Genomic DNA, 23797 nt, shown 5'->3' with positions numbered 1-23797 from the left:
AGATTGTTTATAATAGACATCAATAAAGATATTGTGAATCATTTCACTAACTCCAGCTATACAAGTTAAAAAACAGGGGAATGAAACGATGACTGAACTTAAGCAAATCGCAAAATCATATAAAATGACTAGGCTTGCTCTTATTATCACAGCGATTTTAACTGGTGCAACAGTGATTGCCCAAGCCTATTTCATTGTCACGATTGTCGATGAAGTATTTGTACAGGGCAGCGCATTTACAGAACTCATCCCACTATTCGGCTGGCTTCTTGCGGCACTTATTGGGAGAGTGGTCCTGACTCATATAAACGGATTACTTGGTGTTAAAATGGCTGCATCAGCTAAAGCCAAGCTTAGAAAAACATTAATTGACAGGCTGGCAGCGAATCCGCTTCAAGCATCGATGAAAGGACAGTCTGGAAGAAAAGTCAGTGTGCTGATGGATTCAGTGGATGAGGTGGATAGTTATTTCAGCAAGTATATCCCGCAGGTCATCCAGACCTCTGTTATTCCGCTGATGATTTTGATTGCCGTTTTTCAAGCGCATATCTATACCGCGCTGATCATGATTATAACAGCACCATTTATTCCATTGTTCTATGTGATCATTGGGTTAAAAACAAAGCAAAAATCAGAAGAACAAATGGATAAGCTTGCTGCATTTTCCGGACGTTTTTTAGATACACTCCAAGGGTTGACGACATTAAAATTATTTGGTCAGGCTAAAAAACAAAAAGAGACGATTCGAGAGAGCAGTACGGGGTTTCGCGAAGCGACAATGGATGTATTAAAAATTGCTTTCATCTCCTCATTAATGCTCGAATTTATCTCCATGCTGGGGATTGGCTTGATCGCGCTTGAAGTAGGATTACGTTTGATCATTTTTGAGAGCATCACGTTTCATGCAGCCTTCTTTGTTCTCGTATTGGCACCGGAATTTTATATGTCGCTAAAAGACCTCGGCAGTGCCTTTCATACAGGGCGAGGCAGTCTAGGGGCTGCTAAAAAAATTACCGATGAACTAAAGGAAGAAAGCGGGAAAGTAAACTGGGGTGACGCCCAAATGAAGAGTGATGAAGTGCCGCCTCAAATTGAGCTGCAACAGCTCGAGGTCACATATGGTGATGGAGAATTCACTTTACAGAACATTAATACAACAATTAAACCATATGAAAAAGTAGCCATTATTGGACGCAGCGGATCGGGCAAAACCACACTCCTCCATGCTATTGCAGGACTGTTGCCACGCACTGCGGGAGAGATCATGATCGACGGTTTGCCTCAATCAAAATATAAGGAGTCAGAATGGTTTGATCAGGTTTCCTATATTTCTCAGAATCCTTATTTGTTTGCTGGCACTATTGCTGAGAATATTGCGATTGGAACAAGTGCTGAGGTGACTCGCAATGATATTGTTGAGGCATGTGATAAGGCAGGCTTAACTGAGTTAATCAACGAGTTAGAAAATGGCTATGATACAGAAGTCGGTGAAGCCGGACGAGGACTTTCTGGCGGTGAGAAGCAGCGTCTCGCAATCGCTCGTGCGTTCTTAAAGCAGCCTAAAATTATTCTGTTTGATGAGCCTACGACTGGCTTGGATCTGAAAACAGAAAGAATCCTGCAAGCGTCAATCGAGGAGCTTTCTAAAACATCAACGGTAATTACTGTAGCTCACCGTCTTCATACGATACGCCATGCAGATCGCATTATTCTCTTAGAAAAGGGTGGAAAGATCGCAGAAGGTCGTCATGAGGAGTTATTACAAACGTCTCGCGAGTACCGTGAGATGGTTCAGATTCAACGAGGAGGGGAGACTCGATGAAAGAATTAGCGAATGTGGCGGCTTTATTGCTTTCACAAAAAAGAGACCTTGTCTATTCAGTTCTTTTAGGTTTTTTAGCGGGTCTTGCTGCCATAGGGTTATTTTCTGCAAGTGGATATTTAATCTCAAAAGCAGCCCTCGCCCCTCCGCTTTATGCATTATCCATCATGATTGCGTTATTGAAGTTGTTCAGTATATCAAGAGCAGCAGCCAGATACGGCGAGCGGCTGTTCTCACACCGAGCAACATTTACTATGCTAGGGGATTTGAGAGTTTCCTTTTATGAGAAACTTGAACCGCATGCTCCGAATTTATTTACTAAATACCGGAGCGGAGACCTGCTTGCGCGAGTTGTAGGTGATGTGGAAAGCCTGCAGAACTTTTTCTTACGAGTGTTCTATCCACCGCTTGTGCTTGTGCTCGTTTTTTTAGCTACAATTATGTTTTCCATGTTCTACTCATTTTACATTGCTTTATTGCTTCTGTTTGGCTTGCTGTTAACGGGCATTATTCTCCCTGCTCTTTTTGCAGTCAGCTTGAAGAAAAAGAAACATGCCGTAAGAGAAGAGCGCGCAAAACTATCAACCGATGCGACAGAATTCATACATGGGTACCGCGACTTGAAAATTTATCAAAAGCTTGATGAGAAACAAGGTCTGCTTGAGAAATCAGCTGCCTCCTATGTAAGAGAACAACAGACAGAAGGCAATGTGGCAATGGTCAATCAAACGATTCATCAAGCTGCCTCTCTTATGATTTCATGGGGTGTCCTCCTATTAGGAGCCTTTCTTGTAAGCGGCGGACAGTTAGATGGAGTGTTTCTTGCGATGCTCGTGATGATTTCATTAACAGCATTTGAAAATGCAGCTCCAATGGCCGTTTTTCCGAACCATTACGAGGAAAGCCGTAAAGCTAGCAGCAGATTAAATGAAGTGGTGAAGGATGAGGCGCAAGAAAGGTCAATAAAGCCATTGTCACTTTCTAGCCCACCATCCATTGAAGTGAAAAGTCTACAATTTTCATTTGAGGGAGATTTTAGACCGGTATTAAGAAACATTTCAGCGGTCTTTCCAAGAGGATCCAAAACAGCGATTGTCGGTGCAAGCGGCTCTGGAAAATCAGCCTTGATGCAGCTTTTACTAAAGGTACAAAAAGCAGACTCAGGTGATGTTGCTTTTAACGAAACATCGATTAATGATGTATCAGATGAGAGTATATGGACACATGCAAATGTTGTTCTTCAAGAAAATCATTTCTTTTACGGCACAATTAAAGATAATCTATTAATCGCTAAAGATGATGCATCAGATAAAGAGCTGATTGAAGTCTTGCGCAAAGTGGAACTAAGCGGGTTTCAGCTAAAGGATCAGGTATATGAAAAAGGAGAAAACTTATCTGGCGGTGAGAAGCAGCGTCTGGCCATTGCAAGAGCGATGTTAAAAGGGGAGCACTTGTGGCTGTTAGATGAGCCGACCTCTTCACTCGATGCTCTAACAGAAAAGAACATCTATAGCCAGCTATTTCAACAAGCAAAAGACGATACGATGATATTCATCACACACCGCCTGACAGGTCTTGAACACATGGATCAAATTATTGTGATGGACCATGGGGAAATCGTGGAATCAGGAAGCTATGAAGAGCTTATGGCGAAAAAGGGTTACTTCTATGAGATGAAGCAAGTGGAAAGAGAGATGGTTGGATAAACCTATATAAATAAACCGAGTGAAGGATGCTCGGTTTATTTTTTTATGATCGTCTTTGGGATTGAGTGGTATAATTAGCTATTCGAACATACGATGTCATTTAAATTTCTTTTTGAGGGGTGACGTTCATGATCTTGGTTAGCTCTTGTTTGGCTGGGTTAGAAGTGAGATATAACAGCAAACATAGTTTAGATAATAGAATAAGAAAATTAGTTGCGGAGAATCAAGCTATTACTATTTGCCCTGAACTGCTTGGTGGATTTTCAACACCTAGAGAACCAGCCGAAATATTAGGAGGCGACGGTGAAGATGTGCTTGATGGAAAAGCTAAGGTGATCAATAGATGTGGTGAAGATGTAACAAGTCTTTACCTAAAAGGAGCTTATGCCACTTTAGAAACAGCTAAAGATATCAATGCAACATTAGTGGTTCTTAAAGAAAACAGCCCTTCCTGTGGTAGTACAAAGATATATAACGGTGAATTTAAAGGTGAAAAAATTCCAGGAAATGGGGTTACCTCAGCTTTACTTAAAAGAAATGGTTTACGAGTGATTTCTGAAGAACAATTTGTTGAAAATATACTGTAGTTTTTCAAAATGTTGTGATTGCTTATTATTCAGAGATAAGGTTTCGAGCCGTTTGTGGGAGAAGAACAGAGATTTATATTTATTGTATCTTTCGCTCATGAGAATGACCTAACCAGTATAAAAGAACCTCTAGTACTAAACGGAAAATAAACTAGCGGATGAAAAATCCGGAGACTCCAATGGGAACTAAAGCAAAGCTGAGACCCCACAGGGCATAAGCCCGAGGAGGCTCAGCAGCTTCCCATGGAAAACGTAGCATATTTCAGTAGCGGTATCCACGGGCCGCATCTGTAATGCTTAGTTACTATTAGAGTGAAATACTGTTCCCAGCCTCTTTTATTAAATACTTATTATTTCTTCCCCAGCTTCTTCAACTCTCTAAGCACTGCCGCAAACGCTTCTCCTTGCTCATCAAGATTTTCACGCATGTTGCGGAATGGATCACCTTCCGAACGTAACCGCTCGATTACTCGTGGAATCGTAAAGTCATCAGGTGTAAGTTTGTCACCAACCTCCTCCCAATAAAGTGGAGTAGCCACAAGTCCCCGTCCATGCCCTCTGGTTGAGTATGGAGCAATGATTGTTTTGCCAGCATCATGCTGAATGTAATCAATGTATAAACGACCGCCACGATTTTTCTTCAGCCGTTCAATTGTAAATGTCTCAGGGTTTTGTTCGCATAAATAAATACTGACAAACTCACTAAATGCTCTAGTTTGCTTATATGAAAACGCTTCTACTGGCAGCGGGAGATAAAGCTGAAGTCCTTTATTCCCTGACGTTTTCACATAAGAGGTGAGATGAAACTGATCAAAAATCTCCTTCATCTGTAAGGCTGCTTGAACAGCTAGTTCAAATTCATCTACACTGGGCGGATCAAGATCAAATACTAATTCTGCAGGCTTGGTTTGATGAATCGTCTGATACGGGATGTGAAACTCAAGTGCTAATTGATTACCAAGCCACATTAAGCTTTTAAGGTCATTGCAAAGTATATATTCAATATCCTCATCGACTGCCGTTTGAATAAACGATGGGGCATAATCAGGAGTGTTTTTCTGGTAAAATGACTCATCATCTGCTCCGTGTGGAAACCGGATAACAGTTAACAGTCTGTCTTGTAAAAAGGGCAGTAAGAATGGAGCTGCCTTTTGCAAATACAAAAGATAATCATCTTTCACTAGATGAATAGATGGCCAAACTGGCTTGTCAGGATGAGTGATTTCAACTTGTTTAGGGATAGGGTGGAGCTGTCTTTGTAGAGAATTCCATGTGCAATCATCCGGTTCTGCCTCCATCAAAAATGAATTAAACTTAGGTTCACGAAGCTGTTTTCCATCAAAGCCGATACAAGCTATACTCACCACGATAGAAGGAGTCAGGGTCCACGTTTCTTTCCCTCTCTTTTCGCCATTCTGCTTAAATAATGCAGTTAGAGTTGTGTACTCCTCATCTTTCATTCCGTGTTTAAAATGAGTTACAGCAGTCAATTCACCATCTTTTAAAACGCTGCCTTCAAAATATCCGTTTCTTTTATCATAGGCGGTTACTATTAATTGAACATAGCGCCAGTTTTTAATTTTCAACCAGTCTTTTGAGCGGGTAGAACGGTACGTACTCGTCTTTTTCTTTGCTACAAGACCCTCGCCATTATGATCTGTAACAAAGCCAAACAGTTCCTCTCCTTTCTTAAATGTTTCGATGATCTGCAGGGGAGACGTATCTGTTGTTATGCCTAATGCTTTGCATAGCATATCTAACTGTTTTTTTCGAGTGGAAAGTGGATTCTCCATAAGAGATGTGCCGCTGATTTTTAGGAGGTCAAATATGATAAAATTCATCGGGTGAATCCTGCTGTGCCGGGTGATGGTTTCTTTTGTTCGAAATTTCCCCCGCTGCTGCACTAATGTGAATTCACTTTTAAAAGGGTTCAAAAGGTGTACCAACTCGCCGTCTAACATAAGAGGGAGATATTCTTTTACTTGCTCATATATAGTGCGGCACCATTCAATGACTTCTGGAAAGTTTGCAGTTAATTCTTTTTCGTTCCTGCTATAAAGCCGCGGTGTTTCATTTTCCCAAACCAACAGGCAGCGATAACCATCGTACTTTGCTTCGTAGAGCCATTGGCTGCCTCGGGGTATGGTTGGATTAGAGTGAAGAAGCATCGGTTTCAAGTGTAAAACCTGCCTTTTCTTTTTGATTAGGATCGTTTGATAGTATCGTTTGATAAATGCATTCTTCTATACATAATTCGAGACAAACTTCTGCATAGTAAGAAAAAAAGCAGGTGAGAAGATGCATACAGTATGGAAAGGCAGCATTAGTTTTGGACTTGTCAATATACCAGTGAAACTGCATACAGCAACTGAAAACAAAGATATCAAATTAAGACAGCTCCATAAAAAATGTCACACACCGATCAATTACCAAAAAAGGTGCCCCGATTGTGAAGAGGAAGTAGCTCAAGAGGATATCGTCAAAGCTTATGAATATGCCAAAAATAAATTTGTCGTCCTTGACGCAGAGGATCTTGAGCAATTAAAAAAAGAACAGGAAGAAAAAGCGGTAGAAATTATTGACTTTGTGAAGTTAGAGGAAATAGATCCGATTTATTTTGAAAAAAGTTATTTCATGGCACCCGATGCAGGCGGGGCAAAAGCGTATAGTCTTCTAAAAGAAGCATTAAATGAATCAGGAAAAATTGGCATCGCCAAGATTATCATACGTTCTAAAGAGCAGCTAGCTGTTGTGCGTGTATACAAAGAGGGTCTGATTATGGAGACCATTCATTTTCCAGATGAGGTCCGAAAAATAGAAGATGTACCGAATTTGCCTGAGGGGCAGAAGATTGTGAAGAAGGAATTAGACACGGCCTTGTTGTTAGTTGAACAGCTGACGACCACGTTTGACCCTGAAAAATACCACGATGAGTACAGAACCGCATTGATGGATCTTATAGAAGAGAAGAAAACGGGCAAGAAGACCGTTACAGCAACAGATAAAAAGCCGAAAGAATCGAATGTCACTGACTTAATGTCGGCGCTGCAAGCATCGATTGATAAGACGAAAAAGAAAAAGCCTGCTGCAAAGAAGCGGACAACGGCTAAAGCTAAGAAAAACGCATAAGGTTGGTGCTGGCAAGGTAGGGGCTAGGGAACAATTGTATAGATTCAGACGATTTATGCGTCAGTGTCTGCGCTGATTGCGCGGGTGTTATAGATATTTGTATTCGTACACCATATTATTACGTCGCTTCAAGTGTATTGCGCCTGTTCAGCCAGGATATGCGTCAGTGATAAGCCTAATTGTATCCATTCACCTTATGATTGCGTCACTTCCAACATCAAAAAGAGAGCTGCGAAAATGCAGCTCTCTTTCCTTATGAAGAAATAACTTTAAGATGTATTTTCCTGTTTTTCCTCGGGCCGTCAAATTCACAGAAATATACACCTTGCCATGTACCAAGAACAAGCTCTCCATTTGAGATAATGAGAGTTTGTGCGTGGCCGACAGTGCTTGTCTTTAAGTGAGCGGCCGTATTTCCTTCTGCATGACGATCAAGTTCATGCTCCCACGGATACACTTCATCTAGTCTTCTTAGGAAATCTGTTTTCACATCAGGGTCCGCATTCTCATTTACCGTAATTCCTGCTGTTGTGTGAAGAGATGAAGCGATCACAATCCCGTCACCTACTCCAACATCTTTTAACCAATGTTCAATTTGCGAGGTGATATCAATCATCTGATCTCGGCTGTTCGTATCGATATGTAAGGTTTTCTCCATTGCTACCCTTCCTTTCTTCTCCTTTAACGCATCATTATCGTATCATTCATATCGTACCCTTACTACAGAAGACAGAAACATGAATAGAAAAAAGCCGCTGCACGAGGCTGCGGCTTTCTCTATTAATAAAAGTAAGGGAAGAATAGACTGCTTAATAAGAAGAAGGGAACGAATTGACGTCTGAAGCGGCGGAATCTTCTAGGGTATCGGCCATAGTAGCCAAATTGACGCTGATTATTTTGCATGTTGTTATCATAATCATCATTATCGCCGTCAGGCATCAGCATTGTGACACCTTCTTGATTTACATCTTCAATGATTCCATCGTACACATTTCCATCATTGGTACCAAATTGGACAAAGTACTGCATGAATTGAGTACAGAAGTTATACATTTCTTCTTGAGAAGGTTGCTCCATCTGTCCATTTCCATTCATCATTTCAGGCGGCATTTGCCCATTCATGCCCGGCATCTGCATCTGTCCATTTCCATTCATCATCTCAGGCGGCATTTGCCCATTCATACCTGGCATCTGCATCTGGCCAGTACCATTCATCATACCTGGCATCATCTGTCCATTCATACCGTTTTGCATATGGTGATCTCTCATTGTGTTTCTGTTCATGTGTAACATAGTTAATTTAACCTCCTTGTTTTGCTCTCATCGTTAGCCTATTCAAGACCTAGTCAAATGACACAAAAAATTGCAAGAGATATTTAGAGTGTCCAGGCATTAAATTTCATTTTATGAATACCGTTGTAGAGGAGCAAAGCACGGCACAGAAAAGATAAGATAAGAGGGGGCGGGATTTTGCAAATTCATGTGGTGGTATCGGGAGATTCGGTCTGGTCAATTGCTAGACAATATGAGATCCCTTATCAGATGATTGTAGATGCAAACCAGCTTGAAAATGCCGATCAGCTTGTTGTAGGGCAAGCGTTGGTCATACCATCAGTTGGGAGATTTCACTGGCTGCAGCCTGGTGAGAATATTTGGGAAGTGAGTCAACGGTATCACATTCCGCCAGAGCTGATAACTCAAGTTAATCAAATTCATTCTACTCGGGATGTGCATGTGTGGAAGAGGTTGTATATTCCGACCGAATACCGGCAAAAGCCTGCTATTGATGTCGGTGGTTATATTGATTTAAATATTACAGGGGAAGATTCTGCAAATGTTGTAGGGGATAAGGCCCGCTATTTAACATTTGTGATGGTATTTAGTTACGAAATGAACTACGATGGAACGCTTCGTCCGATTGATGATCAAGCGATTATAAATACTGCATACAGTCAAAATGCGATTCCGCTTATGGTTATTACAAATATAGAAGATGGCGGGTTCAGCACCGAACTTGCTACAGCTATTTTGCAAGACGAACAGCTGCAGGACCGGCTGCTCGACGAAGCGATCGCAATCATGGAAGAAAAGGGCTACTTAGGACTTGATTTTGATTTGGAGTATTTAGGATCAGAAAATCGAGAAGCCTATAACAACCTTATGAGAAAAGCGAAAGAAAGACTTGATGAAAAAGGGTTTTACTTATCAAGCGCGCTAGCACCTCAAGTGGAAGAGGGGATGGAAGGGGTCTTATATGAAGGGCATGATTACCGGACGCATGGTGAGATCGCTGATTTTGTCTTTTTAATGACGTATGAATGGGGCTGGACAGGAGGACCTCCTCGTGCCGTTGCGCCAATTGACCAGGTAAGGCGAGTGATTGAGTTTGCCGCGTCCCAAATGCCTAATGATAAAATTATGATGGGCATTCCGTTGTACGGCTATGATTGGACTCTGCCATTTGTCGCAGGTCAATCACGTGCGAGGGCCATTGACCATCAAGAAGCGATCAGGCTTGCTGCCACATACAATGCAGCCATTGAATATGACCAAACCGCTCAATCCCCATATTTCAGGTACGTGGACGAACAAGGCCGCCAGCACGAAGTATGGTTTGATGATGCGAGAAGCATTCAGGCTAAATTCGATCTTGTCAAAGAATTTGGGCTGCGTGGTTTATTTTACTGGGTGCTTGGCTGGGATTTTCCACAAAACTGGCTCTTGCTTGAAGACAATTTTACGATTAATAAACGAGTGTAAGTATTTGACCTCTAAGTCTTCTGGTTTAGAGGTTTTTTGATTTCCAACAACACCCTGATTGATGGGGGGCTGTTTTGCAAATAGTTAAAGAATGCAAGTTAAACTTAAATAGCAAGTTAAACTTCAATAAAGGATGGGAAAGAAAATGACACGACTTTTAGTAAGTGTACTACTATTCATGGCCATTATGATGCCCCATTCTGCCTTAGCAAAAGAGGAAGCAGCGCCAATCATGCTTGTGGTCAAGTCATCGAGTGATGCTGTTCATCAAACAGAGCTTGAGATTCGGTCTTCTCTTGTCAATCGAGCACTGCAAAACATAAAACCCATTCAAAAGGTTCAAGAAATCCCTTTCTCTACCCGAGCGATTTTAGTTGATCAAGGGTATCGTGTACAAGCTTTTACAATTGATGAAAGAGGGTATTTGTATGACCCCTCAACTATGACCAAATATCAATTTGAAAAAGAGGAGATATGGGAAAAGCTAAGTACGTTCTTTAACGGGCTAGAAGAAGAGCATTTTGGTGAATTGATGGAATGGGAAGAAGTGGATAAGCTCATCCCAAGGTACACGAGTTTTACGATTTTAGACCTTGAAACAGGACTAAGCTTTCGAGGACAACGCAGAGCAGGAGCGAATCATGCGGATGTGCAGCCTTTAACATTAGAAGACACAAAAATCATGAAAGAGATATATGGCGGAAAATGGAGCTGGGCGCGTCGAGCGATTCTTATCCAACATGACGGCCGTGAAATCGCTGCCTCTATGCATGGCATGCCGCATGGAGGCGGGGCCCTTGCAAATGGGTTTCCTGGGCACTTTTGTATTCATTTTGCAGGGAGTGTAACACATAAAACGAAGAATTTAGACTTGTCTCATCAAGTGATGATACACAAGGCTGCAGGGTTAGTTGTTCCTTTTGTAAAGCAGCAAACACCTGAAAATATCGTACATTTATTAGCAACAGCCTATAACCATAATGATACAGACTTGGCCAAATTAATTCATATACCAAAAACCGACATCCAAACGGAAGAATTAAAACAGATAGAGATTATGCGAATCACAAAAGAGTACACACCTAGCTTAGATAACCTTCTGTACCGGGAAATACCATTTACGTACAGGTTGTCTGAGAGAGGGAAAAAGGAAAGAGAACTCACAACCACATTCCGCCTACAAAGAGAATCTCCTCTAAGTGAGTGGAGAATGATTAGAACCGCAATCAACTGACATTGCGGTTCTTTGGCATTACTTTACTCTTAGAAGTAGTGGCTCAATGGGCTCATTGACTGGAGTTTTAACAAATTTAGTAAACAAACGGCGGACAGTCGGACCGACAATGAAAAGTTGGAGCGGGAGGGCAAACAGATAATTCATTAGAACGATCGAGAAATAGCTTTCGATTAAAGCTTTATCACCCAATCCAGTAAAATAGTACGCTGTTCCTAGCCCAAATAACGACATCACTAGAACCATTCCTGTTACCATAAAAAACGCTAAGGATAGGATTGAATATAGCTTCTTTGATTTATCATAAGGCAGAGCGAAAGCAAGCTTGTGAGCAGCTGGTCCGACAATAAAAGATTCTACGATAAATGCAAGGATAAATCCTGCAGCAAGCTGCAATACGATCGCTGATAAAGGTATTTTGCCTAGCATGTCATGGATAATCAAATTGTAAAATGTCATGAATATCACCATGCCCGTACACATCATTAATCCAAAATATAATTTTTCTTTTTTAGTTGTTGGCACTTTCATCATCCCTTCTTTTTAACACTTCGTCATTATAGCGAGGGAGAGCGATGCCGCATAAGTGAACAATTTGTGAACAAAAAAAGCTGCCGTTAATACGAAGCAGCTTAAGGTGTGATAAGAGACGAGGGCGCAATTATTTATTCAAAGGAGATGATACACAATTCCGTGGTCATTCGTCTACATTGACTTCAGGCGGCAATTTATTAGGAGCCCGAGGAACATCGCGCGGTGTATAATCAATTTCCTCAGATGAGAAGACTTTTACAAGCAAGGTTCCGTGATACGTTTTAGCGAGGATCAAAATCGGCTGATTATGCCTGTTAGTAAAGGCAAAGTCAGGGCCATACCAGCTGACTGTTGCATCTCTTCCTGGCGGCACGTACGTCAAACGTTTTGAATGCGTATAACGCTCAATGATGTTCATGCCGGCTTTATCTACGGCATTAAACAAGGTCGATGAAACCTGACAAATGCCGCCGCCGATCCCTTCCGTTAATTCACCGCGCACGATGACTGGTGCGGGAAGGTAACCTCGCTCAGCTGTCCTCTTGCCAACCGCTTTATTAAAGGAAAATCGTTCATTTGGAAAGACAACATAATTATTAATCGCTTCAGCTGCGAGGGTAATATTATGGGCACGTTCTTTGTTGTGCGAATTAAAATATGTAACATAGGCACCCATCTGAACAGCGCGGATCTCTTTTAACAGTTCTTTATCTACTTTTGCAAATAGAGTAAAGGTCGGCACGTCAGCTGAGACCCGCTTGTTTCCGTAAAAATACTCAAAAAATAACTCTCTAAACGCTCTGCGGTCTATGGTTATCCCAGTTTCTTCAGGGATAATCTGTCCAATTTCATCAAGCTTTGCATTTACAGGCTCCACGTACACCTGTGTGGCAATGGTGTTCTCAAGCTCTGCGTATTTATCCTCATCTACAGCAGCTTTGCCAAGAATGCCATCTGCAAATTCAGTGCGATGAATGGTAATGAGTGTTTCACCGTCATGGGTTAACGTTAGAGTTTCTTCACTTGGCATAAAAGAAAATAAAAGTATGATGGATAGTAGTGCACTTGACATTTTAATGGTAATCACCCCTCAAACTAGTATGAGTCTGGGTCTAGATTTTCATTCGAAAAAAATCGACAGTGCCGGGGTGTTCCGTTGTATAATGGACTGATGCAGAATACGAACAAGCAAAGAAAGGAGAGTAAGCGATGAAAGGTTCGTTTGAGCAAAAAAATAAGCCGGACATTGATCCAAAAGATCCACGATTTAAAATCGCTCATCGTGAGGCGTTGATTGGAGTCATTTTAGTCCTCATAAACTTCGGATGGTGGTACGGCTTTGCTTATGGACTTGGCTCTAAGCCAGTGAGTGAATATACATATATATTTGGACTGCCTGCATGGTTTTTCTACAGCTGTGTAGTTGGATTTCTCGTTATGGTTGTGCTCGTCATTATTGCTGTAAAGGGATTCTTCAAAGAGGTTCCGTTTGAGGATGAGGAGGGGGAGTCTAAATGAACTGGCCCGTCATCATTCCACTGATTATTTTTTTAGCTTCGATTTTTGTCGTTGGTTTTTGGTCTTCGAAGTTTTTAAAGCGGTCTGACTCCTTTTTACAAGAATATTTCCTAGGGAGCCGGGAGCTTGGCGGCTTTATATTAGCGATGACTATGATTGCTACATACGGCAGTGCAAGCAGCTTTATCGGCGGACCTGGAATCGCTTATACCCAAGGATTAGGCTGGGTATTACTTGCAATGGCGCAAGTGGCGACAGGTTATTTTGTCTTAATGGTGCTTGGGAAAAAGTTTGCGATCTACGCGAGAAAATACAAAGCGATTACGCTTGTTGACTTTTTAAAGCAGAGGTATCAAAGCAAGTGGGTCGTGCTGTTTTCTGCCTTCAGCATTATTATCTTTCTATTTTCAGCGATGACTGCCCAGTGGGTTGGCGGTGCTCGATTAATTGAGTCGCTAACTGGGTTAAGTTATACATCGGCTTTATTTATTTTTGCTGTTGCGGTCTTATTTTACGTTATTATCGGGGGCTTTAGAGCTGTTGCTTTAACAGATACGATTCAAGGTGTGGTCATGGTATTTGGAACATTGATCATATTAATTGGGACGATTATTGCAGGGGGCGGGATTACGAACATTATGCAGGATCTCGTCGCTGAAAATCCGAATTTGGTTACCCCTTTTGGGCATGACGGCGGATTGACGCCTGCTTATGTCTCCTCTTTTTGGATTTTAGTCGGGGTGGGAGTTGTAGCTCTGCCGCAAGTAACTGTTCGTGCGATGTCTTATAAAAATGCCAAAGCGATGCACCGCGCTTTAATTACCGGGACGATTGTTGTCGGTTTTATTATGCTTGGAATGCATTTGATCGGTGTATTTGCACGTCCGATTCTTCCAGGCATTGAAGTGGCTGACAGCGTCATGCCGCTTATTACATTAGAGGTGCTGCCGCCATGGCTTGCCGGTATTGTACTCGCAGCACCAATGGCAGCGATCATGTCAACGGTGGATTCCCTGCTTCTTTTAGTCAGCTCCACTGTTGTTAAGGATGTCTATTTAAATTACATTAAGCCCGATGCAGCGGATAAAGAGGTAAAGAAAATCACCATAGGAACAACCTCAGCTCTCGGTATTTTAGTGTTTATGCTCGCGTTAAGCCCGCCTGATTTGCTTATTTGGTTAAATTTATTTGCATTCGGAGGACTTGAAGCGGCCTTTATATGGCCTGTTATTATGGGACTGTATTGGCAGAGAGGGAACAAACATGGGGCTCTCGCTTCGATGATTGTCGGAGTAGCATCCTATATTCTTATTCATACCTTTGCTCCGAATTTACTCGGATTGCATACCGTGGTTTTCCCAATTGTATTATCCTTTATTTTCTTTGTGGTCGTCAGTTTACTAACAAAGTCTGCGAATGAAGCTGTCCTGTAGAGGACAGCTTTTTTATTTATCCAGCAAGTTGTAAAAGCGAATTATTTATGAACTTATATATATAAATGTTCGTAAATGATGCAAAATACCTTGATTATATCATCTGATTCGCGTTATTATTGTTAAAACCAATCATTTGATAAAGGGGTCGTTACATATGTATGGTGTGCCAAATACAGTAAATGCCAAAAAAATGCTGCTATTAGGATCAGGTGAATTAGGAAAAGAAATGATCATTGAGGCTCAAAGACTCGGAGTTGAAACTATTGCTGTTGACCGTTATGCGGGGGCACCAGCGATGCAGGTTGCTCACAGATGTCATGTGGTGAATATGCTTGATGCAGAGGAACTGCGCAAAGTAATTGAATTAGAAAAGCCAGATCTCATTGTTCCAGAAGTAGAGGCCATTGCAACAGATGCTTTGGTTGAGCTTGAAGGAGAAGGCTTTAACGTTGTTCCTACTGCAAGAGCCACGAAGCTTACAATGGACCGTGAAGGAATCAGACGTTTGGCAAGAGAAGAGCTAGGGCTGCCAACAGCTAATTATGCGTTTGCTGACTCTCTTGAAGAATTAAAAAAAGCGATTACTGAAATTGGTACACCATGCGTGATTAAGCCGCTTATGAGTTCTTCAGGAAAAGGACAAACACTTTGCAAAACATTTGATGATGTTGAATCCTCATGGAATGAAGCGATTGAAGGCGGCCGCGGGAAGAGCACGCGAGTCATTGTTGAGGAATTCATTCACTTTGATTCAGAAATTACCTTGTTGACTGTCCGCTCTGTATCAGGGACTTCTTATTGCGCACCAATCGGCCATGTGCAAAAGGGCGGAGATTACATACAATCATGGCAGCCGCACCAAATGTCAGCTGCTCAAATCGAGGAATCACAGCAAATTGCTAAAAAGATTACTGATGAACTAGGCGGATATGGATTGTTTGGCGTTGAATTATTCTTAACAAAGGATAAAGTATACTTCAGTGAAGTATCACCGCGACCTCATGATACAGGCCTTGTTACATTAGTCACGCAGAACCTTTCTGAATTTGCTCTTCATGTTCGTGCGATTTTAGGGCTGCCTATTACCGAAATTGGCCTTCACTCAAACGGCGCAAGCCATGCGATTAAAGCAACAGAAGCAAGTAACACGTATCAAATGACAGGAATGGAAGACGCTCTAAGGGTTCCTAACACACAATTACGGATCTTTGGTAAACCGAATGCTCTCAATGGAAGACGTCTTGCTGTCAGCTTAAGTACGGCTGATACAGTGGATGCGGCATGTGAAAAATCAAAGAAGGCTGCAGAGAAAATTGGCATTATTTATGAGAAAGAAGTCCAACCGATTAATTAATAATCATTCCATTGTTTGAAAGCTGGAAAACATTGAATCTACTCCCTTTATTCATCCATAGATGTCACTTAACATCTCACCTATAATGAGGGGAGCGAATAATAAAGGATGATCGGTATGGATAAAGAACAAGCGATTTCATTATGTGAGGACCTTTTGAGGAATGAAGAGGAAGTTTCAGAAGTGACCTATCTCTATCTATCTTGGAATATGAAACAAAACTATGAAACCAAAACATTCGAATGGCTCTTAGCTAACGCCACATTGCTCGCATCTCTTCAGGAACAAGCTGCAGCAGATGAGATTTTTATTGATATGCTAAAGAAAATGAAAAGCTATCAAGATGCTGTCAAGCTGATGAAGGATCCAGGGGAAGTAAGAGAATTTAACCGTTTTACGAATGTGGTGCCGTTGTTTAGTTGAGTTGGTGATGCCCTTAACACTTAGTGTTAAGGGTTTTTTTATATTTAAAGAAAGTCTTAGAGATTTAGAGAAAGAGGAACTTCACTCAAATTATAGAACTCTTTATAAAAGGGGTGTGAAGGTTCTAATGATTGTACTTTATAAAGTTGATGAGATGTACGTTGATGAGCTAGCAGCATTGTTCGAAAAGGAAAAGATAAAAGTTCAATATTTTTCCTCTCTTAATTCACTACTAGACCAAGTAATGAACCCAATGATCATAGTGACTCCTGCGATATACAAGAAAGAGTTAGAACATATTCCTTTGCCTATTATTCCTATAATGATTACTTCTTGGGACATTCAAGAATATGTAAATCAAAGTAAGGAAACAAGTTATAAAGTAATTGGAACTCAGGATGAAATAGATTGGTTGAAAAGGAGTGATTCAGCGTCTTCTTTTGTATTATTAAAAGATGCTTCCTCTATAGCAATAGATGATAGCACTGCATACATAGCACCTATTTGGCTGAAAAAAGAACTTGTTCATATACCGCTTCAACATCTCAATTTTGTCACACCAGGTAAAGCTGTTTTAATTAATATTGTTCAAATTGCAGCCTCCATGCTGACTTTTACTGAAGAGGTAATTAGGGACCGTTATCAAGTGGATGCCATACTTGATTCTGATCATGATGGGATTGTAACGGTTGATAAAGACGGGATAATAAAGCTGGTGAATCAACATGCTAAACGAATTCTTGGGTTAGATAACCACAGTATTGGGCAAAATATAACCTCTTATATACCTGATTCAGATATGTTACGTGTTTTGAAGACAGGTGTCGTAGAAATGGGGGATCTTGCAACAGTTCATGGGCGTAAGTTAGTGATTAATCGCTATCCCATTAAAATTGGTAAGAAAGTTATCGGTGCTGTTTCAAATTTTAAAGAAATCACTGATATTCAGAAAGCTGAGCTGAAACTTAGAAGAAGATTACATGAAAATGGGTTAGAGACGGTATATTCCTTAGAGGATATTGTTGGACGATCCCCCATTATCCACTCTACTAAAAAGCTTGCATTAAAGTATGCTGCAACAGACTCAACCGTATTAATCACTGGAGAGTCGGGCACTGGAAAAGAACTATTTGCTCAAGGAATCCATGCTTCAAGCAGGCGGTCATACGGGCCATTTGTAGGGATCAACTGCTCTGCACTTTCTGAAAATTTACTTGAAAGCGAGCTGTTTGGGTATGTTGAAGGTACATTTACTGGTGCGTTAAAAGGAGGAAAACAAGGGCTGTTTGAATTAGCTCATGGAGGCACATTATTTCTAGATGAAATAGGAGAAATACCTCAAAGAATTCAAACTCTTCTCCTTCGAGTGATACAGGAAAAAACGGTCAGGCGCGTTGGAGGAGATAAAATTATACCGGTAGATGTTCGCATTATAGCTGCTACAAATCGTGAACTTGAACTTGAGATCAAGGAACAGCGTTTTAGAGCGGATCTTTATTATCGATTAAATGTACTTGCGTTAGATATTCCTCCCCTACGAGAACGGTTAGATGATATACCAGACATCGTAGAGATATTTATGTCTGAGTTTAATAAAGAAAGAGGTTCTATTATTTTAGAGGTTGACGAAGGGGTTTATCGAAAATTAAAGGAGTATGAATGGCCGGGGAACATTAGAGAACTTAGAAATGTTGTAGAAAGAATGGCTGTCTTAGAAGAAGGTTCGGTATTAAAAGCGGATAATCCATTTATCCCTTTTATGAAAGAAAGGGAAGTGACTAGACAAGCAGGGCTCAAAGAAAATGAGCAGCATTTAATCGTACATGCTCTTGAGAAATATGACAATAACCGAGTGCTTGCAGCCCGCTCCTTAGGTATTGATCGAACCACTTTATGGAGGAAAATAAAAAAATATAATCTATGATGTTGCAATCTGCAACATCATTGTTGTTTCTTGCAACTGAATGCAACCTTTATCTCGAAATTAGTGCACTTTTATGTGGTTTAAAATTGGCACAGTTCTTGCATTTTATTTAGTACCAGCTCATTATTCAAGCAAAGCGGAGGGATAAGAAAATGGACTCTACACGGATTTGGGAAAAGATGTACATTGATGGTAACTGGCTGAACGCCTCGAATAAAGAAATGATTGATGTTGTAAATCCCGAAAGTCAGGAAGTCATAACCGCAATACCACGTGGGCAAAAACAAGATGTGGCACATGCAGTGACAGCAGCTAAGAAAGTGTTCGATTCTGATTCTTGGCAGTTATTAAAGCCTTCACAAAGGGGGAGAGCTCTTAATGAAATAGCAGCTAAATTAAGAGAGAATAAATCAGAATTAGCCAATATTGAAACAAGTGATACAGGCAAACCACTATCTCAATCAGAAAATGATGTAGAAAACAGCGCTCGTTATTTTGAGTATTACGCTGGAATGGCAGACAAGATGTTCGGGGAAACCATACCAGTGGAACCTGGAATTCTTGATTATACGATTAGAGAGCCTATTGGGGTAAGTGCACAGATAATCCCATGGAATTACCCGCTTCAAATTGCTTCTAGAAGCATAGCGGCTGCAATCGCCACAGGTAATACAGTAGTTGTGAAGCCGGCTGAAGATGCTTCACTCTCTATCTTAGCACTAGGGAAGCTGATTGCTGATAATGAGACATTGAAATCAGCTTTGCAAATTGTTACTGGTTACGGTCATGAAGCAGGAGATGCTTTGATTAATCACCCTGACATTGACCATATTACGTTTACCGGCTCTTACGATATAGGAGTCAAAGTGATGATGGCTGCAGCTAAACAAATTGTACCCGTTACATTAGAGCTTGGAGGAAAGTCACCCCATATCGTTTTCGAAGACTCTGACTTAGATGAAGTTGCTAAAGTAATTGTCCAATCATTTATTCAGAATGCAGGCCAAACATGTTCTGCCGGTTCTAGATTGATTGTAAACCATACAATCAAAGAACAATTACTGACGAAGCTAGTTAAGCTGATAGAATCTATCTCTATTGGTCCTGGAGCAGACAATAACGATTTAGGACCGATTATTACAAAAAAACAGTTTGACCGAATTCAAGCAATGGTTGAACAGGCTAAATTAGAAGGGGCCAATGTGATTACTGGAGGTAGACCAGCAGAGATCATTCATTCAAGAGGTTTATATTACCTGCCGACAATCTTAGATGGAATTTCTCCAAAAAGTGAGATTGCTCAAGAGGAGGTGTTTGGACCGGTACTTACTGTATTTGACTTTGAAACCGAGTCAGAAGCAATTGATCTTGCTAATGGGACAGCTTACGGGTTAGTGACAGGCATCTGGACAAAAGATATCTCGCGTGCTCACAGGGTTAGCAATAAAGTAAAAAGCGGTCAAGTATTTATAAATAATTACGGCGCTGCAGGAGGGGTAGAAATGCCTTTTGGCGGTTATAAGAAGAGCGGTATTGGCAGAGAGAAGGGTGTTGAAGCTTTGCAAAATTATACACAGCTTAAAAATATTGCAGTCAAAGTAACATAAAAATCTACTAAACTATGAACGTTTGTGAGGTGTGTGCGCTTGAAGCATTTTTCTATTTCTGTCATTGCAGGGGACGGGATTGGTCCAGAAGTCATGCGTGAGGGATTAAAAGTCGTTGAAGCAGCTGAAAAGCTTCATGGAGGGGTTCGCTTTTCATATGAATCATACGGCTGGGGGTGTGATTATTACTTAAAAAACGGAATGATGATGCCAAAAGATGGGCTTGATCAGATTAGAGATTCAGATGTCATTTTATTTGGTGCAGTTGGTGCTCCTGAAGTACCTGACCATGTATCAGTTTGGGAACTCATCCTCCCTATTCGGCGGACGTTTCAACAATATGTCAATCTTAGACCGGTTAAACTGCTTAAAGGTCTTGAGAGTCCATTACGTCATAAGACGCATGATGACCTAGATTTTCTAGTTGTAAGGGAGAATACAGAAGGTGAATACTCAAATATTGGGGGGAGGCTGCACGAAGGAACCCCTTATGAATTAGCAATCCAAAACAATGTTTTTACAAAATTCGGTACAAAAAGAATTTTAGAATATGCATATACTTTAGCCAACAAAAAACAAAAGAAAAACATGACGATTGCAACTAAATCAAATGCTATTAATTTTGCAATGCCTTTTTGGGATGAGATAGCAAAAGAAATAGCCGGTCATCATCCTGAAATAGAAACGAATATCTATCATATTGATGCTCTAGCAGCCTACTTTATCTCTAAGCCAGAAGAATTTGATATTGTTGTCGGCAGTAATCTATTTGGTGATATCTTAACCGACTTAGGTGCAGCGATCGTAGGAGGGTTAGGGTTAGCTCCTTCAGGAAATATCAATCCTGACTTTCATTACCCTTCTATGTTTGAACCGATTCACGGGTCTGCACCAGATATTGCAGGAAAAGGAATCGCTAATCCTATCGGACAGATTTGGAGCGTTGCGATGATGATGGATCACTTAGGTTTAACGGTACTAAGTGAGCTGATTATACAATCGATTGAAGAGGTACTTCAAGAAGGGCTTGTACGTACACCAGACTTAGGAGGATATTCCTCTACAGTTGAAGTAGGAGAGGCTATTGTCCATAAGTTTAAGCATTTAAGTCAATTCGTTTAATTAATCTAAGGTGGTGAGAGGTGTGGCATTACAATTAGCAGGTAAAACTGCAGTGGTAACTGGGGCAGGTTCTGGCATGGGAAAAGCTGTAGCACAGCTATTTGTTAGCGAAGGGGCCAATGTTGTGTTTGCTGATATTAACGTGCAGGCAGCTGAGAACGCAGCAAGTGTTTTTTCAAGCGATACGACTATCGCCGTGAAAGCAGACGTAGCAAACGCTAAGAGTGTCCAGTCTTTAATCTCTGAAACAGTTGAAAAGTTTGGAACCCTTCATATTATAGTTAATTGTGCGGGAATTCCTCAATCATTTACTCAGATAGAAGAGTTAGAGGAGGTAGAATGGGATCGTTTAATGGATGTAAATACAAAGTCAATCTTTCTAACAACTAAATATGCTGTACCCTATTTCAAAAAGCAGCATTCTGGATCTATTATTAATGTTTGTTCAATTGCTGGGGTTAGAGCTAGACCAGGTTTAAATGCATACTGCGCGTCCAAAGGTGGAGCAATTATGCTCACTAAAGCATTAGCGATAGAATTAGCTCCGTACAAAATCAGGGTGAACGCCATTAACCCTGGACCAACTGAAACACCAATGATTTCTCAATTCCTCGCTGATGAATCAAAGAATGAAGATATAAATGATATTTTTGTGAAAAGCATGCCATTAGGTGCGTTGATACAATCTGAAGAAATCGCTCAGGCCGCCCTTTATTTATCAACGGAAGCAGCCAGAAGTGTTACAGGAGAAATTTTAAATGTAGATGGGGGAAGAGGAATTTAGTTTTTTTTATATGAAAAAATAACAGAAAATTAAGAAAAGAGTAAATGTATCTATCCTCCTAGACCTAGTTAAGTATCTTTATTCCTTGATTTCTATTTGAAAGGAGCTATTACGTATGGCTAATAATCAAATTGATCCAAATGATCCTCGATTTAAAATTGCCAATCGTGAGGCATTAATCGGTGTGGGGTTAGTACTATTTAATTTTATCTGGTGGTTTGGATTTGCGTATGGGTTAGGGTCTAGGCCGGTAGAAGAATATTCATATATATTTGGGCTGCCTTCCTGGTTTTTCTATAGCTGTGTAGTAGGTTTTCTAATTATGGTTGTATTAGTAATAGTGGCAGTAAAAGGTTTCTTTGTAGAAGTGCCATTTGAAGATGAAGAAGAGGAGGAGATTCAATGAACTGGGCAGTAATGATTCCTTTAATCATCTTCTTGCTTTCGATCTTTGTAGTTGGTTTCTGGTCATCACGCTACATTAAATCTTCAAATAACTTTCTGCAGGAGTATTTTTTAGGAAGTCGTGAGCTTGGTGGATTCATTTTAGCGATGACTATGATTGCTACGTACGGTAGTGCAAGTAGTTTTATTGGCGGACCAGGTGTAGCTTATACTCAAGGGCTCGCATGGGTGCTCCTAGCGATGGCTCAAGTAGCGACAGGTTATTTTGTATTGATGATACTTGGTAAAAAGTTTGCCATTTATGCTCGTAAATACGAAGCGATTACATTAATTGATTTTTTAAGGAAACGGTATAGAAGCAAAGGAGTAGCTATTTTTTCTGCAATCAGTATTATCATTTTTCTCTTTTCCGCAATGACTGCACAATGGGTTGGCGGTGCAAGATTAATAGAATCACTTACAGGCCTTAATTATACGTCCGCATTATTTATTTTCGCGGTGGCAGTGTTAGTTTATGTAGTCATCGGCGGCTTTAGAGCGGTTGCACTAACAGACACGATTCAAGGTGTTGTCATGGTTGGTGGTACTCTCATCATTTTAATAGGGACCATTATAGCTGGAGGTGGGATTAGCAACATTATGTCAGACCTCATAGCTGAGAACCCGAATCTTGTAAGTCCCTTTGGTCATGATGGCAGCTTAACACCTGCCTATGTATCTTCTTTCTGGATTTTAGTTGGAGTTGGGGTCGTGGCCTTACCTCAAGTAACTGTGCGTGCTATGTCTTATAGAAGCTCGAAAGCAATGCATCGTGCCTTAATTACAGGAACTATTGTTGTTGGGTTTATTATGCTTGGTATGCATTTAATCGGGGTATTTGCACGTCCCATTTTACCAGGAATTGAAGTTGGAGATTCTGTTATGCCGCTTATTACATTAGAAGTTCTCCCTCCGTGGCTTGCAGGAATTGTTCTAGCTGCACCAATGGCTGCTATCATGTCAACAGTTGACTCCCTGCTTTTATTGGTCAGCTCAACTGTAGTAAAAGACGTTTACCTTAATTATGTCAAGCCAACTGCTTCTGATAAACAAGTGAAGCGTATAACGCTTGGTGTAACTACTTTACTAGGTGTGCTTGTCTTTGCTTTGGCATTAAGTCCGCCTGATCTATTAATCTGGTTGAATTTATTTGCTTTTGGTGGTCTTGAAGCAGCATTTATATGGCCGGTTATTATGGGACTGTATTGGAGTCGTGGGAATAAACATGGTGCGCTTGCTTCAATGGTGGTTGGGGTAGGTACCTACATTCTTATTCACACATTCAGTCCAAACGTTTTCGGAGTTCATACGGTTGTTTTTCCAATCATTCTTTCATTTATCGCTTTTGTGGCAGTTAGTTTAATAACAAAGGAGCAATCGATTTCAACGGAAAACCAAGTGAATGCTTAAGCT

Annotated in this window: 21 protein-coding genes; 16 read left to right on the top strand and 5 right to left on the bottom strand. The window is 40.8% G+C overall.

Features of this window, described 5'->3' with window-relative positions; translation table 11 throughout:
• Positions 1-88 precede the first annotated feature (88 nt).
• The 3 genes from cydD to A33I_RS07390 all read left to right on the top strand — a co-directional run bounded on the left by cydD (position 89) and on the right by A33I_RS07390 (position 4115).
• Positions 89-1822 (top strand): thiol reductant ABC exporter subunit CydD, encoded by a 1734-nt coding sequence (gene cydD / locus A33I_RS07400; RefSeq protein WP_022627862.1) that lies wholly within the window; start codon positions 89-91, stop codon positions 1820-1822.
• The gene (gene cydC, locus A33I_RS07395; protein WP_022627861.1) at positions 1819-3528 is read left to right on the top strand and encodes a thiol reductant ABC exporter subunit CydC; all 1710 of its coding nucleotides are present in this window, start codon (positions 1819-1821) and stop codon (positions 3526-3528) included. The genes cydD and cydC overlap by 4 nt, the downstream gene beginning before the upstream one ends.
• 128 nt (positions 3529-3656) lie before the next feature.
• Positions 3657-4115 (top strand): 2-thiouracil desulfurase family protein, encoded by a 459-nt coding sequence (locus A33I_RS07390; protein ID WP_022627860.1) that lies wholly within the window; start codon positions 3657-3659, stop codon positions 4113-4115.
• A gap of 350 nt (positions 4116-4465) precedes the next feature.
• Here the strand turns inward: A33I_RS07390 and A33I_RS07385 are convergent, their stop codons facing one another.
• Positions 4466-6283 (bottom strand): DNA ligase D, encoded by a 1818-nt coding sequence (locus A33I_RS07385; RefSeq protein ID WP_083477610.1) that lies wholly within the window; start codon positions 6281-6283, stop codon positions 4466-4468.
• 130 nt (positions 6284-6413) lie between these two features.
• Between A33I_RS07385 and ku the strand changes: the two genes are divergently transcribed.
• The gene (gene ku, locus A33I_RS07380) at positions 6414-7244 is read left to right on the top strand and encodes a non-homologous end joining protein Ku (protein WP_022627858.1); all 831 of its coding nucleotides are present in this window, start codon (positions 6414-6416) and stop codon (positions 7242-7244) included.
• Between the two features lie 253 nt (positions 7245-7497).
• Here the strand turns inward: ku and A33I_RS07375 are convergent, their stop codons facing one another.
• Both A33I_RS07375 and A33I_RS07370 read right to left on the bottom strand, forming a co-directional pair.
• Positions 7498-7902 carry a secondary thiamine-phosphate synthase enzyme YjbQ gene (locus A33I_RS07375; protein WP_022627857.1) on the bottom strand — a complete coding sequence of 135 codons (405 nt, stop codon included), beginning with the start codon at positions 7900-7902 and terminating at the stop codon, positions 7498-7500.
• A 122-nt stretch (positions 7903-8024) separates the two neighbouring features.
• Positions 8025-8537, bottom strand: coding sequence for a hypothetical protein (locus tag A33I_RS07370; protein ID WP_022627856.1), 513 nt, complete (start codon positions 8535-8537; stop codon positions 8025-8027).
• 177 nt (positions 8538-8714) lie between these two features.
• On the opposite strand from A33I_RS07370, the gene A33I_RS07365 reads away from it, so the two are divergent.
• Together A33I_RS07365 and A33I_RS07360 are read left to right on the top strand one after the other, a co-directional pair.
• A complete protein-coding gene (locus A33I_RS07365; RefSeq protein ID WP_022627855.1) occupies positions 8715-10004 on the top strand; it encodes a glycoside hydrolase family 18 protein in 1290 nt (429 codons plus the stop codon).
• Positions 10005-10149: 145 nt separating this feature from the next.
• Entirely contained in the window at positions 10150-11238 is a 1089-nt protein-coding gene (locus A33I_RS07360) for a hypothetical protein (RefSeq protein ID WP_022627854.1), read from the top strand.
• An 18-nt stretch (positions 11239-11256) separates the two neighbouring features.
• On the opposite strand, the gene A33I_RS07355 is transcribed toward A33I_RS07360, so the two are convergent.
• Positions 11257-11763, bottom strand: a complete 507-nt coding sequence (locus A33I_RS07355) for a DUF2798 domain-containing protein (protein ID WP_041203430.1) — start codon at positions 11761-11763, stop codon at positions 11257-11259.
• Between the two features lie 172 nt (positions 11764-11935).
• On the bottom strand, positions 11936-12844 hold the full coding sequence (locus tag A33I_RS07350; RefSeq protein ID WP_022627852.1) for a VanW family protein: 909 nt from the start codon (positions 12842-12844) through the stop codon (positions 11936-11938).
• Positions 12845-12981: 137 nt separating this feature from the next.
• Here A33I_RS07350 and A33I_RS07345 point away from each other — a divergent pair, with 137 nt between their 5' ends.
• The 10 genes from A33I_RS07345 to panF (A33I_RS07300) all read left to right on the top strand — a co-directional run bounded on the left by A33I_RS07345 (position 12982) and on the right by panF (A33I_RS07300) (position 23794).
• Positions 12982-13290: a YhdT family protein gene (locus tag A33I_RS07345; protein ID WP_022627851.1), complete on the top strand. Its 309-nt coding sequence runs from the start codon at positions 12982-12984 to the stop codon at positions 13288-13290.
• Positions 13287-14723 (top strand): sodium/pantothenate symporter, encoded by a 1437-nt coding sequence (panF, locus tag A33I_RS07340; RefSeq protein WP_022627850.1) that lies wholly within the window; start codon positions 13287-13289, stop codon positions 14721-14723. Before A33I_RS07345 ends, panF (A33I_RS07340) begins: the two co-directional genes overlap by 4 nt.
• A gap of 157 nt (positions 14724-14880) precedes the next feature.
• Positions 14881-16080 carry a formate-dependent phosphoribosylglycinamide formyltransferase gene (purT, locus tag A33I_RS07335; RefSeq protein ID WP_022627849.1) on the top strand — a complete coding sequence of 400 codons (1200 nt, stop codon included), beginning with the start codon at positions 14881-14883 and terminating at the stop codon, positions 16078-16080.
• A 117-nt stretch (positions 16081-16197) separates the two neighbouring features.
• Positions 16198-16503: a hypothetical protein gene (locus A33I_RS07330; protein ID WP_022627848.1), complete on the top strand. Its 306-nt coding sequence runs from the start codon at positions 16198-16200 to the stop codon at positions 16501-16503.
• A 127-nt stretch (positions 16504-16630) separates the two neighbouring features.
• Positions 16631-18427, top strand: a complete 1797-nt coding sequence (locus tag A33I_RS07325) for a sigma-54 interaction domain-containing protein (protein ID WP_022627847.1) — start codon at positions 16631-16633, stop codon at positions 18425-18427.
• 152 nt (positions 18428-18579) lie between these two features.
• The gene (locus tag A33I_RS07320) at positions 18580-20034 is read left to right on the top strand and encodes an aldehyde dehydrogenase family protein (RefSeq protein ID WP_022627846.1); all 1455 of its coding nucleotides are present in this window, start codon (positions 18580-18582) and stop codon (positions 20032-20034) included.
• A gap of 39 nt (positions 20035-20073) precedes the next feature.
• The gene (locus A33I_RS07315; protein ID WP_022627845.1) at positions 20074-21156 is read left to right on the top strand and encodes a tartrate dehydrogenase; all 1083 of its coding nucleotides are present in this window, start codon (positions 20074-20076) and stop codon (positions 21154-21156) included.
• Positions 21157-21178: 22 nt separating this feature from the next.
• On the top strand, positions 21179-21940 hold the full coding sequence (locus A33I_RS07310) for an SDR family oxidoreductase (RefSeq protein WP_022627844.1): 762 nt from the start codon (positions 21179-21181) through the stop codon (positions 21938-21940).
• 115 nt (positions 21941-22055) lie between these two features.
• Entirely contained in the window at positions 22056-22346 is a 291-nt protein-coding gene (locus A33I_RS07305) for a YhdT family protein (protein WP_022627843.1), read from the top strand.
• Positions 22343-23794 (top strand): sodium/pantothenate symporter, encoded by a 1452-nt coding sequence (panF, locus tag A33I_RS07300; RefSeq protein WP_022627842.1) that lies wholly within the window; start codon positions 22343-22345, stop codon positions 23792-23794. Before A33I_RS07305 ends, panF (A33I_RS07300) begins: the two co-directional genes overlap by 4 nt.
• Positions 23795-23797 lie beyond the last annotated feature (3 nt).

The organism is Alkalihalophilus marmarensis DSM 21297 (assembly GCF_000474275.2).
GTDB lineage: Bacteria > Bacillota > Bacilli > Bacillales > Bacillaceae_D > Alkalihalophilus > Alkalihalophilus marmarensis.
This window is presented reverse-complemented; position numbering and strand designations above follow the sequence as displayed.

Bases quoted from the DNA above. Each gene is read 5' to 3' on its own strand.
- panF (WP_022627850.1), top strand. From the start codon at position 13,287: ATGAACTGGCCCGTCATCATTCCACTGATTATTTTTTTAGCTTCGATT.
- A33I_RS07325 (WP_022627847.1), top strand. From the start codon at position 16,631: ATGATTGTACTTTATAAAGTTGATGAGATGTACGTTGATGAGCTAGCA.
- cydC (WP_022627861.1), top strand. From the start codon at position 1,819: ATGAAAGAATTAGCGAATGTGGCGGCTTTATTGCTTTCACAAAAAAGA.
- A33I_RS07330 (WP_022627848.1), top strand. From the start codon at position 16,198: ATGGATAAAGAACAAGCGATTTCATTATGTGAGGACCTTTTGAGGAAT.
- A33I_RS07350 (WP_022627852.1), bottom strand. From the start codon at position 12,844: ATGTCAAGTGCACTACTATCCATCATACTTTTATTTTCTTTTATGCCA.
- A33I_RS07345 (WP_022627851.1), top strand. From the start codon at position 12,982: ATGAAAGGTTCGTTTGAGCAAAAAAATAAGCCGGACATTGATCCAAAA.
- A33I_RS07305 (WP_022627843.1), top strand. From the start codon at position 22,056: ATGGCTAATAATCAAATTGATCCAAATGATCCTCGATTTAAAATTGCC.
- purT (WP_022627849.1), top strand. From the start codon at position 14,881: ATGTATGGTGTGCCAAATACAGTAAATGCCAAAAAAATGCTGCTATTA.
- cydD (WP_022627862.1), top strand. From the start codon at position 89: ATGACTGAACTTAAGCAAATCGCAAAATCATATAAAATGACTAGGCTT.
- panF (WP_022627842.1), top strand. From the start codon at position 22,343: ATGAACTGGGCAGTAATGATTCCTTTAATCATCTTCTTGCTTTCGATC.
- ku (WP_022627858.1), top strand. From the start codon at position 6,414: ATGCATACAGTATGGAAAGGCAGCATTAGTTTTGGACTTGTCAATATA.
- A33I_RS07375 (WP_022627857.1), bottom strand. From the start codon at position 7,902: ATGGAGAAAACCTTACATATCGATACGAACAGCCGAGATCAGATGATT.
- A33I_RS07320 (WP_022627846.1), top strand. From the start codon at position 18,580: ATGGACTCTACACGGATTTGGGAAAAGATGTACATTGATGGTAACTGG.
- A33I_RS07360 (WP_022627854.1), top strand. From the start codon at position 10,150: ATGACACGACTTTTAGTAAGTGTACTACTATTCATGGCCATTATGATG.
- A33I_RS07370 (WP_022627856.1), bottom strand. From the start codon at position 8,537: ATGTTACACATGAACAGAAACACAATGAGAGATCACCATATGCAAAAC.
- A33I_RS07385 (WP_083477610.1), bottom strand. From the start codon at position 6,283: ATGCTTCTTCACTCTAATCCAACCATACCCCGAGGCAGCCAATGGCTC.
- A33I_RS07390 (WP_022627860.1), top strand. From the start codon at position 3,657: ATGATCTTGGTTAGCTCTTGTTTGGCTGGGTTAGAAGTGAGATATAAC.